Here is a 14,007-nt window from a genome sequence, read left to right as displayed (position 1 = left end):
TTTATTCCGCCGAGGCCTTGGCGTGACGCTCGGAGGACTCCAGCGCGGCCGCACTCAGGCTGCGCCGGCGCCAGATGGAACCGACGACCAGCACGACGACGACGCCGAGCACTGCGCAGAGATATTCACCGCCTCCGCCGCCATGGGTGAATTGCGGCGGAATGCGGAATGCGCCGAGCATGTTGTCCAGCGAGACACCGAGCGGACCGTCGAACAGCGTGTGCAGCCTCGGCGCGATGCCGGGATCGGTCGCGATCACCTCGCCCGAGATCCAGCCGAGCAACGCCGCACCGGCCCATACCAGGACCGGCAGCTTTGCGAGCAGCGCCATGATCAGCGCCGCACCGGCGACGATCAAGGGAACGCTGATGGCGAGACCGAGGATCAGCAGCGGCACGCTGCCATTGGCGGCGGCGGCAACCGCAATGACGTTGTCGAGGCTCATGACGATATCGGCGACGACGACGATCTGAATCGCCTGCCAGAGATGCGAGGCGGACTCGACGCCCTCCTCGTCCTCGTTCTCCGGCACCAGGAGCTTCGCCGCGATCACGATCAGCGCGAGACCGCCGACGAGCTTGAGATACGGCAGCTCCATCAGGCTCGCGACGATGCCGGTGAAGATGATCCGCAGCATCACGGCGGCGCCGGCGCCGAAGATCATGCCCCACAGCCGGTGCCGCGGCTTGAGGCCGCGGCAGGCGAGTGCGATCACCAGCGCGTTGTCGCCGGAGAGCAGGATGTTGATCCAGATGATCTTGCCGACCGCGATCCAGAAGGTCGGTTCGGCCATCTCGTTGCGAAACTGGGTGAAGAATGCCCCGATCGTAGCGGGATCGAAGATCTGCCAGAGCCAGCTCACAATACGTCCTTTCGCCCCGTCGATTTAACTTAGCGGCTGATGGATCAGCCGACGATCTCGTTGCCCGAGAAGAACTGCGCGATTTCGATCGCGGCGGTCTCCGGCGCGTCCGAGCCGTGAGCGGAATTCTCGCCGATCGACTTTGCGTAGAGCTTACGGATGGTGCCGTCGGCGGCCTTGGACGGATCGGTCGCACCCATCGCGTCGCGGTACTTGGCGATGGCGCCCTCGGCTTCCAGCACCTGGACCACCACGGGGCCCGAGGTCATGAACTCGACCAGCTCGCCGAAGAACGGGCGCGCCTTGTGGACGGCATAGAAGGTCTCGGCCTGTTCCCTGGTCATCCGGATGCGCTTCTGCGCGACGATGCGCAGGCCCGCCTTCTCGATCACGGCGTTAACCGCACCGGTCAGGTTACGCGCGGTCGCATCGGGCTTGATGATCGAGAAAGTGCGTTCGAGGGCCATAATCTTGTCCTTGAGAAGAAAAGCAGTGGTTCGGAGTTGCGGGGCTTATATCGGCGCCATCGCCGGACGGCAAGCGACCGCAAAAGCGGCCTCACAGGCGCTTCGCCGCAGGGGCCGCCCCCCGGATTCCAGCATGGATGACAACAATTTCATCCAGATGAACCCAATCTGAAACCCCCGTCAGGGTTCGGTTCAGCTTCACCGGCATAAGGTCGGGCCTATCGAAACCGAAAGCCCGACCATCAGGCGGACCGTTTCGGCGGCCTTTCCATCGACGCGATAGCCCCGCGCCGGCAGTCTTTAGGAGATCACCATGTTGAGGAAACTTTCGCTTGCCGCTGTCGCTGCGGTTGCGCTGGGTGCCGCGCTGGCACCGACCTCGGCCTCCGCCCACTGGCATGGTGGCGGCTGGCATGGCGGCGGTGGCGGCTGGGGCCATCACGGCTGGGGTGGCCCGCGTTTTTATGCCCGCGGTCCCGTCGTCTCCTACGGTTATGGCGGCTGCTATGTGCGCCGGCTGGTCCCGACCCCCTGGGGACCCCGCTGGCGGCTGATCAACCGCTGCTACTGAGCCCGACAGCACCTTTCCACGGGTACCTAGGCCCCCCAGGTACCTTGCAAGCGAAGCCCCGGCGTTCCCCTGCGCCGGGGCTTCGTATTTCAGCCGATACGACGGCTCCATACAATTTTTACTAGAAGGCTGGGCAATCTCCGCGAGTGGCGAAACCATTTGGGGGGCCAGGGACTTGATACCGTGTCCTTACTTTGAGAGCACGGAACCCCGCGATGGCCGGCCTTTTTGCCACTGACAGCGACCAGATCGACCGGCGCACCAGTCGCTCGATTTGCGATGCCGTGGGCGAACGGCTCCAGCAGAGCCTGCGCCCCGAACCCCGGCTGCCGACGCACCTTGAACAGCTCCTCGACGAGTTGAAGAAGCGCGATCGCGATTCGCACTGACTTGAGGCTCACGGAAAAACGGGTTGCGTTCGACGCGCCTTGCGGTGACAAGGCCCCGCATGCTGTCCATCACCGACCTCTCCATCCGCCTCGCCGGACGCCTTCTGATTGACCAGAGTTCCGTGCAGATCACGCCCGGATCGCGCGTCGGCATGGTCGGGCGCAACGGCACCGGCAAGTCGACCCTGTTCAAGGTGATCCGCGGCGAGCTGGCGGCCGAGCATGGCATGGTCACCCTGCCGCCACGCTGGCGCGTCGGCAGCCTCGCACAGGAAGCCCCGAACGGGCCCGAAAGCCTGATCTCGGTCGTGCTCAAGGCCGATCTCGAACGTGACGCGCTGCTCGCCGAGGCCGAGAGCGCGACCGATCCGCACCGAATCGCCGAGATCCAGACCCGGCTCGTCGACATCGACGCGCATTCGGCGCCGAGCCGTGCCGCCGCAATCCTCTCCGGCCTTGGTTTCTCCGCCGCCGACCAGCTTCGCCCCTGCGCCGAGTTTTCCGGCGGCTGGCGCATGCGCGTCGCGCTCGCCGCGACGCTGTTCGCGGCCCCTGACCTGCTGCTGCTCGACGAGCCCACCAACTATCTCGACCTCGAAGGCACGCTGTGGCTCGAGGATCACCTCGCCCATTATCCGCGCACGGTGATCGTGATCAGCCACGACCGCGATCTCCTGGAAAGCTCGGTCGACCAGATCCTGCATCTGGAGCGCGGCAAGCTCACGCTCTACAAGGGCACCTACTCCTCCTTCGAGGAGCAGCGTGCCGCGCGCGAGCTGCTCGACGCCAAGCAGGTCAAGCGCCAGGAAGCCGAACGCGCGCGGCTGCAGGCCTTCGTCGACCGCTTCAAGGCCAAGGCCTCCAAGGCCCGGCAGGCCCAGTCGCGCGTCAAGATGCTGGAGCGGCTGAAGCCGATCACGGCGCTGGTCACCGAGGACGTGCGCGAGATCAGCTTTCCCGCGCCGGAGAAGATCCTGTCGCCGCCGATCATCGCCGTCGACAACGCCGCGGTCGGCTACGATCCGGCAGCCCCGGTACTGGGCCGGGTTACGCTGCGCATCGACAATGACGACCGCATCGCCCTTCTCGGCGCCAACGGCAACGGCAAGTCGACACTCGTAAAACTGCTCGCCGGAAGGCTCGCGCCGTTCTCCGGCAGGGTGACGCGCGCCGACAAGCTGTCGATCGCCTATTTCGCGCAGCATCAGCTCGACGAATTGAACGAGGACGCCTCGGCCTACGACCACGTCCGCAAACTGATGGGCGATGCACCCGAAGCCAAGGTGCGGGCCCGCGCTGGCGCGATCGGCTTCTCCGGCAAGGCGGCCGACACCAAGGCCGGCAAACTGTCGGGCGGCGAGAAGGCACGCCTCCTCTTGGGCCTTGCGACCTTCTTCGGCCCCAACATGATCATCCTGGACGAGCCGACCAACCATCTCGACATCGACAGCCGCGCCGCGCTGGCCGAAGCCATCAACGAATTCCCCGGCGCCGTCATCATGGTCTCGCACGATCGCTATCTGATCGAAGCGTGCGCCGACCGGCTCTGGATCGTCGCCGACCGCACCGTCACCAATTACGACGGCGACCTCGACGAGTACCGCCGCCTGGTGCTGTCGACGCGCAACGCCGAACCCGCCCCGCGCGAGCGCAACGGCGCCAGCGAAAAACCGCCGCGCCCGAAGTCAGACAATCGCGGCTCGCTGAAGAAGCGGATCGCGGAAGCCGAAACCGAGATCGCCCGCGTCAGCGACATCATCGCCAAGATCGACACGGCCCTCGCCCTGCCCGACATCTTCACCCGCGATCCCAAGCAGGCCGCGCAACTGTCGAAGGCGCGCGCCAATGCAGCAGATGCGCTGGCGCGCGCGGAGGAGCAGTGGCTCGAGGCGAGCACGCAGTTCGACGAGGCGGCGGGCTAGATTCAAAACCTTGAAAACAACCAGTACGGGTAATAAATTACCCGATAGCAAGCCCCTGAACTGCCTGCTCTTTACCGACCGACCGGCTCAGTCCGCATACTGCCCCGCCGCCTTGATGATCGGCGCCCAGCGATCGACCTCGCTCGTCAGCATCGCACCGAGCGCCTCCGGCGTCGCCTTGTCCTGCGGGACCGGCTCGGTGTTGATATCGTTAAACCGGGCGATCAAAGCGGGATCCCTGAGCGCGGCCTGGAGCGCCGCCGTCAGCTTCTGAACGACGGCAGGCGGCGTGCCCTTGGGCGCGTAAATGCCGTGCCAGACGCCGAGCTCGAAACCCTTGAGGCCCGCCTCATCGGCGGTCGGCAGATCAGGCAGGCTCTTCAGCCGCTCCTTGGTGGTGACCGCATAGGCCTTGACTTGCTTGGCCGTGATCGGGCCCGTGGTGTTCGTCGCCTGATCGCATGTGAGATCGATCTGCTTGCCGAGCAGATCGTTCATGATCGGGCCGTTGCCCTTGTAGGGGACCGTGGTGAGCTGCTTCTGGATCGCCGTCATGAACAGCATGCCGCAGAGATGCGATGCCGCGCCGAGCCCCGCATTGGCGTAAGTCAGTTTGTCGCCCTGCTGTTGGGCGTAGGCGACCAGTTCCTTCAGCGTGTCGGCCGGAAAATCCGGACGCGCGATGATGGTCATCGGCGCATTGGTCACGAGCCCGATCGGCGCGAAGGCGGTCTTCGTGTCATAGCTCAAATTGCGATACAGCGTAGCCGCAGTCGAAATGCCGACGTGATGGACCAGCAGCGTGTACCCGTCCGGCTGGGCGCGCGCAGCGCGGGTCGTGCCGATCGTGCCGCCGGCGCCGGTCGCGTTCTCGACGATGATCTGCTGTCCCAGGGATTTCGCCATGCCCGCTGCCGTCAGGCGGGCGATGGTATCCGTCGGTCCGCCGGCGGCGTACGGCACCAGCACGGTGATGGGTCGCGACGGATAGTCCTGGGCGACCGCCGCGCCAAGCGGCAGAAGCAGAGCCGATACGATCGTGATGAGACGCATGTTCCCTCCGGATTCTTATCGCGTCATAAAAGCGCATCTCCGGCCGCACAGCCATCGGGAAAGCGACGTCAGCAAAAGTGTCGCAACCACGCTCGTGATGGCGCCGCAGGCCCATGCGGCTTCCGGTTCTGGCCCATAGCCGACCTTCAGCGGCGCTCGGACCAACGTCGGCAAGTGACCAATAGCGGACAGGACTCAAAGCGGACGGGGGCCGCTCGACGCGACCGCATTGCGAAAGCACCGTTCGGGGAGGTTATCTCTTGCCCAAATCCTCTGCGAAACGCAGGAGGTAGCCGTCAGGGTCTTGGACCAAGAATTGCCTGTTGCCGCGCTCCTCTCCTGCGATCCGATACCACGCGTCATGACACTCTCTGAAGAGAGGCCATTTCGCATGCTTTAGTGCATCGAGAAGAGGTGCCACGGAGTCGACGAATATCTGAAAGTTGATCCCGCGTCCCAGTGGTCGTTGCAGAGCCCCAGTTTCCCAGTTGCCATTTTGTTGCTTCAGCATGACCTGGGATCCTTGTAGCTCGATGTACACGAAGCGATTCTCTGGTCGCTGATACGCGATCTGGAAGCCGAGTATCTCGCACCAAAAATTCTTGCTCTGTCCCAAGTCAAAAACGTCTAGCTCAGGGACGAGCCGGGCAAAGCCCCCAGTTGGTAATCTATCTGTTGGTAGTTCCATGGCTCGCCAATCCTCCCGCATTCGTAGTCGATGCAGTGCACTTAGGCACGACGCTACTCTTGCGGGAAAATCAGATATCATTCACCGGACGCCTTGACGATCGCTTTTGGCCCATAGCTGACCCTGCCGCGCTGCCCGCCGACGGTCAGCTTTTGACCCATTGCGGACTTTCCGAGAAGTCATAGGATCGGCCTGCGACGAGGGCGCATCAGTCTTTAGGGGCTAACATTGATCCGCATAGTCATCATTGGAAATGCGGCCGGCGGCAAGTCCACCTTGGCCAACAAAATCTCGACCGCGCGAGGACTGCCTCGCATCGAGGTTGACAAGCTCCTTTGGGAGGAAGGATGGAAGCTCGCTCCCTCAGATGTTTATGAGACTAGGCATGCAGCGGCTATCGCCGGTGATAAGTGGGTCATCGAGGGACTGGGTAGCCAAGGATCGATACCGACACGGGTATCTAGGGCGACAGAGATTGTGCTGATCGACCTGCCTCTTTGGGTTCACTTCGCACTGGCAGCCGAACGTCAAGCCCGCTGGTACCATGAAGATATGCGTCCCGCCGGAATGGATGAGAAGCCACCCACGATGGCGCTATTCAGGACGATGTGGGAGGTCGATCAGCACTGGCTGCCAGCCATTCGCGAACTCTGTGGCAGGGCCGAGGAAGCAAAAAAGCTAACTCGGCTTTGTAGTCTCGAAGAAATCGATGCCTATTCGCTGCAGGTAGATCGACCCTGAGAGAGCTAGGTTGCCGCGCTCGCGCTTGCCGTCCGCTAAGTCTGAGTGAGACAAGCCGACCGGGGCAAGCAAAGTCCGCCTGCGGGTACCTTTCGAAAGGCCACCTCAGTGGGGTACTGGCGTTCGAACACGGCCTAGAATAAGCAGCGCCAGAAGCGCAAACGGCCCAAAGATCAAGGCGGTTGAAAGCCAGGCCTTTGTAGATCGGCCACGGTCGCGCGCCATGTCATAAGCAGCAGGCATACAGGCCATCGCGAAAAGCTGGAAGATCAGCCACGTCGGCATGGGCAACTCCTGATCGCTGTCCAATGATAGCATCGTTGGAACTTTTGTCAGCTTCAATGTCAGTTGTTGGCCCCTAGCCGACCGTCGTCGAGTTGGTCCGAAGGTCCGCTTTCAGCGCCAAAGTGGACCAAGAGCGTTGACGATCACGATTTCGGCTTGTGACCCGACCCTAGCTGCTTCGCCGATCGCTCTTCCGGGCAAAGAGTATTAGCAAAGGATATGCTAGCGCCAGAATGAAGATCGCATCGAACGAGTAGACCGTGGTAACGAGTTGCGACCGTCATTGGTTGGCCGATGGACGAGAGTTATCTCGAAAGAATTACTGGCCTCGTACCTCAAGCGAGAGGCGCGCTCGCTAAGCTAAAGATTGACCGGTCGCCTGAAGTGGAATCTACCGCTCCCGCATGATCTCGTGCCGGTAGCGCTGCAGCGGCGAGAGCAGATAGCTCAAGATGGTGCGCGAGCCGGTCCTGATCTCCACCGTCACCGCCATGCCCGGCGACAGGCTGACGAGGCGGTCGTCCACCTGCATCTGGGTGCGGTCCAGCGAGATGCGGGCGCCGTAGCTCAGCTCCTGCCCGTTGGGCTCGCTGCTGTCGCGTTGTGTCGCGAGCGCACGGTCGCCGCGCTCCGGCGGACGATCGCGGATGATGGCGTCCTGCGAGACGCTCAGCACCCGGCCTTCCAGAAGGCCGTAACGGGTGAAATTGAACGTGTCGATCTTGATGGCGGCGCCCTGCCCGGCCTCGACGAAGCCGATGTCGCGGTTGGAGATCATCGCCTCGATCTCGAGCCGCGTATCGCTCGGCACGATCACGAGCAGCGATTGCGCCGGCGTGACCACGCCGCCGACGGTGTGGACCGCAAGCTGCTGCACGACGCCGTCGACCGGTGACGTCAGTTGCTGGAGCTTCGTCCGCTGCTGCGCCTTGATCAGATCCCGCGCAATTCCGTTGGCCTTCTGCTCGCTCTTGGCCAGCTCGTCGGACAGGCTCTTGCGATACTCCGCCCCGGCCTGGGTGCGGGTCTCCCGGATCGCGGCGACGGCCGCCTCGGCCTCCTTCAGGCGGCTGCGCTGAACGCGGAGCTCCTCCTGCTGCTCGATCTGGAGCTGAAGGGTTTCGTAATAGGTCAGCTTCGAGCCGATTTCCTTCTCCATCAGCGTCTTGCGGATATCGACGCGTTGCTGGGTGACCGGCAGCAACGCGTCGAGCTTGTGGATCGTCGCCGCGATCGTCTGATGCTCGGCATCCTTCTGCGCCTCCTGGCGCGCGAGCGCCGCGACCTTGGCACGATGCTCGCTGACCTGATTGGCGAGAAGCTGCCGCTGCGTCGCGACAAGCAAGGGATCGGCGTCCCCTGGCGGCACGAGATCGGCACTGGCATCTTCGCCGCTCGCCAGCGCAGCACGCAGACGGGCGATATTGAGCCGTTCGGCCATGAGATCGTCGTGCAGGCGATCGCGCTCCGCGGCGTTCACGGTCGGGTCGAGCTCGATCAGCAAATCGCCCGATTTGACCGACTGCCCGTCCTGCACGTGGATGGCGCGCACCACGCCGGTCTCGAACGGCTGGACCACCTTGCTTCGCCCGCTCGACACGACCTTCCCGGTTGCGGACGCCACGATGTCGATCGTGCCCAGGGCGGACCATGCGAGCGCCGCGCAAGCCAGCAACATCAGCGCCGCGCCGGTGGCGCGGCCGGTCGGCGACGGTGGTGCCTCGGTGATCTCCAGCGCCGCGGGCAGAAAGGCGATCTCTTCAGTGCGTCGTCCCTTCACTGTGCGAAAGGGAACGACGGTCTGCTCCGGCCGAGGAGCCGGCGCGGCGCTAGCCGACCTCATAGATCCCTCCCTGGAGACGATGCAGGGCCGCGTAGCGGCCGCCGGTCTTGATCAGCGCATCATGCGTGCCGTCCTCGACCAGACGTCCCCGCTCCAGCGTGAAGATGCGATCGGCGCCGCGGACGGTGGACAGACGATGCGCGATGATCAGGACGGTGCGGCCCCTGGCGATCTCCTTCATGTTGTCGTGGATGATCCGCTCGCTTTCATAATCGAGCGCGCTGGTCGCCTCGTCGAAGATCAGGATGCGGGGATTGCTCACCAGCGCGCGGGCGATCGCGATGCGCTGGCGCTGCCCACCCGACAGCGTCGAGCCGCGCTCGCCGACCACGGTGTCGTAGCCCTCAGGGAGTTCCAGAATGAAATCATGCGCGCCCGCAAGCTTTGCGGCGTCCATGATGCGGTCCATCGGCAGGGCCGGATCGGCCAGCGCGATGTTGTCGCGCACCGAGCGGTTGAACAGCATGTTGTCCTGGAGCACCACGCCGATCTGCCGGCGCAGCCAGGCCGGGTCGGTCATCACCAGATCCATGCCGTCGATCAGCACGCGACCGCCCTGGGGCACGTAGAGCCGCTGCACCAGTTTTGCGAACGTGCTCTTGCCCGAGCCCGACGATCCCACGATGCCGACGGTCTGCCCCGCCGGAATATCGAACGAGACGTCGTGCAGGATTTCCGGCCCGTCGAGCCTATAGCGGAACGCGACGTGCTCGAACCGGATATTGCCCCGGAGCGGCGGCAGCCCCGCTCGTGCCGCGGAGTAAGCCGGCTCCGCGGCGCTGTTGAGAATGTCGCCGAGCCGCGCGATCGACAGCCGCGCCTGATGAAAATCCTGCCAGACCTGGGCCAGCCGCAGCACCGGCGCCGAAACGCGGCCCGCAAAGATGTTGAAGGCCACGAGCTCGCCGACGGTCAAAGCGTCCCCGATCACCAGCCGCGCGCCGACATAGAGGATGGCGGCGGTCACGATCTTGCTGACGAATTGCACGAGCTGGCTTGCGGTGTTGCCGAGGCTGGTCACGCCGAAGCTTGCGGAGACATAGCCGGCGAGCTGCTCCTCCCAGCGGCGCTGCATCTGCGGCTCGACCGCCATCGCCTTCAGCGTCTCGATGCCGCTGACGCTCTCGACCAGGAAGGCCTGGTTCTCCGCACCGCGGCGGAATTTCTCGTCCAGCCTGCGACGAAACAGCGGCGTCGCCACCGCCGAGATCGCGATGTAGAACGGGAACGAGCCAAGCACGATGCAGCTCATCAGCGGCGAATAGGCGAACATCACCGCCAGGAACACCGAAGTGAAGAACAGGTCGATGAGAAGCGTCAGCGACGAAGAGGTGATGAAATTTCGGATGTTCTCGAGCTCGCGGACCCGCGCCACGGAATCGCCGACGCGCCTCGCCTGAAACCAGGCCATCGGCAGCGCCAGCAGATGATGGAACAGGCGCGCACCCAGCTCCACGTCGATGCGGTTGGTCGTGTGCGCAAACAGGTAGCTGCGCAGGATTCCGAGCACGGTGTCGAACAGCGAGACGACGACGAGGCCGATGACGAGGACATCGAGCGTCGACAGCGAGCGGTGGACCAACACCTTGTCGATTACGACCTGGAAGAATAGCGGCGAAACCAGCGCGAAGAGCTGAAGGAAGAACGAGGCGGCCAGCACCTCGCCGAGCAGCCTCCGGTATTTGCGGATCGCACCGATGAACCAGGTGATATCGAAGTGCCGCCGCAGGTCCGATAGCCCGGCGCGTCGGGCCATCATGATCAATCCGCCGTCCCAGATCGCGCACAGCTCGTCGCGATCCATCAGCACCGGGCGCTGCGCCTCCGGCGATTGCACCAGCACCTTGTCGGTCGTCGCCTTGGCGATCACCATGAAGCCGCCGTCACGCAGCATCGCGATCGCCGGCAACGGGCTGGCCGCAAGGCGGCTCCATGTCGTCCGATAGGTTCGTGCCTTCAGTCCGAGGGACCTGGCGCAGCGGACGATGTCCGCTGCGCCGAAGATTGCCGCTCCGGCGCGGTGCCTGAGCTGGTCACGATCGGCCGCAACGCCCTGCAAATGCAGAAGCGTCAGCAGCGCGTCGAGCCCCGTGTCGGTCCCGACCACGTTCGTCGTCATGCGCGTTCTCCAGGCCGGAAGCAGCGGGCCTCAGGCGTGCTGCGGCGGTGCGAGCGTCTGGCTCTGCGCGGTGTGCGGATCGGGCAGCGGCATCTCGCCGTGCCCGTCGCCTGCCGGGATGAGGTTCGCCGCCATGGCCTGGTTGAGCAGCATCGCCGCCGCAAACGCCCCGCCCTGGATGACGACGTTGTTGCCGGTGCCGCCATCGAGGATGTCGAGGCCGCCGCCGCCGATCAGCACATCGTCACCGGCGCCGCCCGCCAGCGTGTCGTTGCCGGGGCTGCCGATCAGGATGTCGTCGCCGTTGCCGCCGTTGGCGACAAGCTGGATTCCGCCATGCAGGCCGGAAGCCGTGATGACATCATCGCCATCGAGACCGTTGATGACGATCCTGTCGCCCGCACCGGCATCGGTGATGTTGATGTCCTGGCCAAGCCCCGACACCGTGATGATGCCGTCGTGTTCGGTCACCGTGATGACGTCGTTGCCGCCGGTCGCATTGATGGTCACGGTGTCGGCGGCCCCGTCATTGGCGCCGAGGTCGAGATTGACCTGGTTCACGCCGGTCCCGGAGAGGTCGTTGACGGTGATGTTGTCGGCACCGCCGAGAGCATTGAAGTCGATGTGCTCGACCCCGTTCAGGTCCATCGCGATGGCGGCGACGTCGCGGGTGAACAGCACCCTGCCGCCATTGGCCGAGATGTTGATGTTCTCGCTGATGTTGGCGCCGTTGAACGCCAGCGTGTCGGTGCCGTTGCCGCCTTCGACGGTGTCGCTGCCGTCGCCGGGGTTCCAGATGAAGGTGTCGTCACCGGCACCGACATTGGCGACGTCGTTGCCGCGTCCGCCGATGACGGTGTCATTGCCGGCGCTGCCGGTGATGGTGTCGTTGCCGTCGCCGCCGTTGATGTTGAGGCTGAACGGCTGCCCCGCCTTGATCGCGGAGGCATTGATGACGTCGTTGCCGCCGCCACCGTTGACACCGAGCACGTCGCCCGCGTCCGCATGCGCGATCGTCACCTGGGCCGCAAGGCCGTTGACCACGATCGATCCGCCGGAGGTCACGACCGAGATGTTGTCGTCACCGGCAGTCCCGTTCACCGTCACGCGGTCCGCCGCGCCGTCGCCGCTCTGGCTGCCGGGGCCGGCGCTGAGGTCGATGGCGACCTGGGTGACGCCGGTCCCGGAGAGGTCGTTGACGGTGATGTTGTCGGCGCCGCCGGCGGCAGCGATCTGCACGCGCTCGACGCCGTTGAGATCCATGGTGATGGCGCCGACGTCGCGGGTCAGAAGCGCACGGCCTCCGTTCGCCGAGATCGACATGTTCTCGGCCACGTTGGAGCCGTTGAACACCAGCGTATCCGTTCCCGTACCGCCTTCGACGGTGTCGCTGCCGTCACCGGGATTCCATGTGAAGAGATCGTCACCCGCACCGAGAAGAGCGACATCATTGCCGCGGCCGCCGTTGACCTTGTCGTTGCCGTCACCGCCGATCAGGGTGTCGGCGCCCTGACTACCGGTGATGGTGTCGTTGCCCGCGCCGCCGTCGATCGTCAGCCCGATCACCGCGGCAAGCGCGGATGCGTCGATGACATCGTTGCCGCCGAGCGCCTGGATCACCAGCCGGTCGTTGGCAGCCTCTGCGTTTGCGATGGTCACCACCTCCGGCAAGCCGGTCACCGTGACCGTGGTGCCCTCGGCCGTGACCAGGATGTGCTGATTGCCGTTGGTGCCGTTGGCGGTGATCGTATCGGCCGCACCGTCGCCTTGCGTTCCGCCGGGAACGGCTCCGAGATCGACCAGCACCTGCTTGACGCCGGTGCCGGTGAGATCGCCGATGCTGATGTTGTCGGCGCCGCCGCGCGCATCGAATTCGACCTGCTCGACGCTGTTGAGGTCCATCGTGATGTTGGCGACATCGCGGGTGAAGCGAACCCTGCTGCCATTCGCCGAGATATCGATGGTCTCGTTGACGTTGGCCCCGTTGAACAGCAGCTTGTCGGTGCCCGCCCCGCCCTCGACGATGTCGCTGCCGTCGCCGGGATTCCAGATGAAGGTGTCATCGCCAGATCCGAGCTGGGCGGTGTCGTTGCCGCGTCCGCCATTGACGATGTCGTCGCCGCTGCCGCCGATGATGAGGTCGTTCCCGTCGCCGCCGGTGATCCGGTCGTTGCCGGCGCCGCCATCGAGCGTCAACGAGATCAGGCTGCCGAGCCCGTTGCTCGCGGTGATGACATCGTCGCCGCCGCCGGCGTGCAGCACGAGGTTCTCCGTCGTGCCGATATCGAGCGAAAATGGCGCGGCGCCCGTGCCGTCGAAGCGCACGCGCGTGCCGTTCGCCGTGATCGTGAACGTCTCGGCGTCATTGCTGCCGTTAACCTCAGCCGTATCGTTGCCGTCGCCGCCTTCGAACAGATTGGTGCCGCCGCCGGGATTCCAGATCATGAGGTCGTTGCCGGCCTCGCCGAACAACTGGTTGTCGCCGCTGCCGCCGTCCAGCGTATCGTTACCCGCGCCGCCGAACAGCAGATCGTTGCCGCCGCCGCCTTTGATCGTATCGTCGCCCGCCTGACCGAAAAGCAGATCGGCGCCCGAGCCGCCCGTGATCCTGTCATTGCCGTCGCCGCCGAAGATGTGCACGGCAGGCATCGGCCCGTGGCATTCGTTGACAGTGATCGTGTCATCGCCGCCTTGACCGAAAACGTCGATCTCGTTGGTGTTGGCAATTGTGGGATCGCCACCGATCGGCTTCACAGAGCCGTTATTGATCAGAATGCGGCCTAAGTTATTGCGGCTGATCACGACGCCGTTATTGGCGCTATCGCCGAAAATCGTGAGCTGGCCCGTAACCGGGGAAAAAACAGAAGTAATAGACATCCTAATGATCCTTGCGGTCGATATCGCCCCTCGCCTCGATGCGTAGCAGCCGCGTGGATGACATTCTTGAAGCGCCGCTTGAGACGCGCGTGATTATTCTGGAGATTTCCTCCAGTTTTCCTTGGGTGGATTTTCGATCGCAGACGCAATGACTGTGACATCGCGAGTCGCCTGATCGCGTGTCACGGCC

12 protein-coding genes are annotated in these 14,007 nt (G+C 64.3%); 4 read left to right on the top strand and 8 right to left on the bottom strand.

What is annotated here, in order from left to right; genetic code table 11:
- Nucleotide 1: 1 nt before the first annotated feature.
- The gene (locus NLM15_RS20025; protein ID WP_254118773.1) at nt 2–862 is read right to left on the bottom strand and encodes a TerC family protein; all 861 of its coding nucleotides are present in this window, start codon (nt 860–862) and stop codon (nt 2–4) included.
- Between the two features lie 44 nt (nt 863–906).
- Nucleotides 907–1,329, bottom strand: coding sequence for a nucleoside-diphosphate kinase (gene ndk, locus NLM15_RS20020; RefSeq protein ID WP_254118772.1), 423 nt, complete (start codon nt 1,327–1,329; stop codon nt 907–909).
- Nucleotides 1,330–1,642: 313 nt separating this feature from the next.
- Between ndk and NLM15_RS20015 the strand changes: the two genes are divergently transcribed.
- The 3 genes from NLM15_RS20015 (at nt 1,643) to NLM15_RS20005 (ending at nt 4,211) form a co-directional block, all read left to right on the top strand.
- Nucleotides 1,643–1,900 (top strand): sulfur globule protein precursor, encoded by a 258-nt coding sequence (locus tag NLM15_RS20015; protein WP_254118771.1) that lies wholly within the window; start codon nt 1,643–1,645, stop codon nt 1,898–1,900.
- Between the two features lie 215 nt (nt 1,901–2,115).
- Complete coding sequence (locus NLM15_RS20010) at nt 2,116–2,289, top strand: hypothetical protein (protein ID WP_254118770.1); 174 nt, start codon at nt 2,116–2,118, stop codon at nt 2,287–2,289.
- Between the two features lie 59 nt (nt 2,290–2,348).
- A complete protein-coding gene (locus NLM15_RS20005; protein WP_254118769.1) occupies nt 2,349–4,211 on the top strand; it encodes an ABC-F family ATP-binding cassette domain-containing protein in 1,863 nt (620 codons plus the stop codon).
- Nucleotides 4,212–4,298: 87 nt separating this feature from the next.
- On the opposite strand, the gene NLM15_RS20000 is transcribed toward NLM15_RS20005, so the two are convergent.
- Both NLM15_RS20000 and NLM15_RS44050 read right to left on the bottom strand, forming a co-directional pair.
- Entirely contained in the window at nt 4,299–5,264 is a 966-nt protein-coding gene (locus tag NLM15_RS20000) for a tripartite tricarboxylate transporter substrate-binding protein (protein WP_254118768.1), read from the bottom strand.
- A 253-nt stretch (nt 5,265–5,517) separates the two neighbouring features.
- A complete protein-coding gene (locus tag NLM15_RS44050) occupies nt 5,518–5,952 on the bottom strand; it encodes a bleomycin resistance protein (protein ID WP_375166852.1) in 435 nt (144 codons plus the stop codon).
- A 228-nt stretch (nt 5,953–6,180) separates the two neighbouring features.
- Here NLM15_RS44050 and NLM15_RS19995 point away from each other — a divergent pair, with 228 nt between their 5' ends.
- Nucleotides 6,181–6,693 (top strand): adenylate kinase, encoded by a 513-nt coding sequence (locus NLM15_RS19995; protein WP_254118767.1) that lies wholly within the window; start codon nt 6,181–6,183, stop codon nt 6,691–6,693.
- A 105-nt stretch (nt 6,694–6,798) separates the two neighbouring features.
- Here the strand turns inward: NLM15_RS19995 and NLM15_RS19990 are convergent, their stop codons facing one another.
- The 4 genes from NLM15_RS19990 to NLM15_RS19975 form a co-directional block, all read right to left on the bottom strand.
- Entirely contained in the window at nt 6,799–6,978 is a 180-nt protein-coding gene (locus NLM15_RS19990) for a hypothetical protein (RefSeq protein ID WP_254118766.1), read from the bottom strand.
- A gap of 391 nt (nt 6,979–7,369) precedes the next feature.
- Nucleotides 7,370–8,821, bottom strand: a complete 1,452-nt coding sequence (locus NLM15_RS19985) for an HlyD family type I secretion periplasmic adaptor subunit (protein ID WP_254118765.1) — start codon at nt 8,819–8,821, stop codon at nt 7,370–7,372.
- Entirely contained in the window at nt 8,808–10,940 is a 2,133-nt protein-coding gene (locus NLM15_RS19980; RefSeq protein WP_254118764.1) for a type I secretion system permease/ATPase, read from the bottom strand. The genes NLM15_RS19985 and NLM15_RS19980 overlap by 14 nt, the downstream gene beginning before the upstream one ends.
- 30 nt (nt 10,941–10,970) lie before the next feature.
- The gene (locus NLM15_RS19975) at nt 10,971–13,817 is read right to left on the bottom strand and encodes a calcium-binding protein (RefSeq protein WP_254118763.1); all 2,847 of its coding nucleotides are present in this window, start codon (nt 13,815–13,817) and stop codon (nt 10,971–10,973) included.
- Nucleotides 13,818–14,007 lie beyond the last annotated feature (190 nt).

The sequence above is a fragment of the Bradyrhizobium sp. CCGB20 genome, assembly GCF_024199855.1.
Lineage (GTDB): Bacteria > Pseudomonadota > Alphaproteobacteria > Rhizobiales > Xanthobacteraceae > Bradyrhizobium.
Note: the sequence above shows the minus strand (reverse complement) of the source record. Positions and strands in the feature narration are given on the sequence as shown.

What these genes read in the sequence shown, in the direction of transcription:
- NLM15_RS20000 (WP_254118768.1), bottom strand. Translation starts at nt 5,264, where the DNA reads ATGCGTCTCATCACGATCGTATCGGCTCTGCTTCTGCCGCTTGGCGCG.
- NLM15_RS20005 (WP_254118769.1), top strand. Translation starts at nt 2,349, where the DNA reads ATGCTGTCCATCACCGACCTCTCCATCCGCCTCGCCGGACGCCTTCTG.
- ndk (WP_254118772.1), bottom strand. Translation starts at nt 1,329, where the DNA reads ATGGCCCTCGAACGCACTTTCTCGATCATCAAGCCCGATGCGACCGCG.
- NLM15_RS20015 (WP_254118771.1), top strand. Translation starts at nt 1,643, where the DNA reads ATGTTGAGGAAACTTTCGCTTGCCGCTGTCGCTGCGGTTGCGCTGGGT.
- NLM15_RS19975 (WP_254118763.1), bottom strand. Translation starts at nt 13,817, where the DNA reads ATGTCTATTACTTCTGTTTTTTCCCCGGTTACGGGCCAGCTCACGATT.
- NLM15_RS44050 (WP_375166852.1), bottom strand. Translation starts at nt 5,952, where the DNA reads ATGGAACTACCAACAGATAGATTACCAACTGGGGGCTTTGCCCGGCTC.
- NLM15_RS19985 (WP_254118765.1), bottom strand. Translation starts at nt 8,821, where the DNA reads ATGAGGTCGGCTAGCGCCGCGCCGGCTCCTCGGCCGGAGCAGACCGTC.
- NLM15_RS19990 (WP_254118766.1), bottom strand. Translation starts at nt 6,978, where the DNA reads ATGCCGACGTGGCTGATCTTCCAGCTTTTCGCGATGGCCTGTATGCCT.
- NLM15_RS20010 (WP_254118770.1), top strand. Translation starts at nt 2,116, where the DNA reads ATGGCCGGCCTTTTTGCCACTGACAGCGACCAGATCGACCGGCGCACC.
- NLM15_RS19980 (WP_254118764.1), bottom strand. Translation starts at nt 10,940, where the DNA reads ATGACGACGAACGTGGTCGGGACCGACACGGGGCTCGACGCGCTGCTG.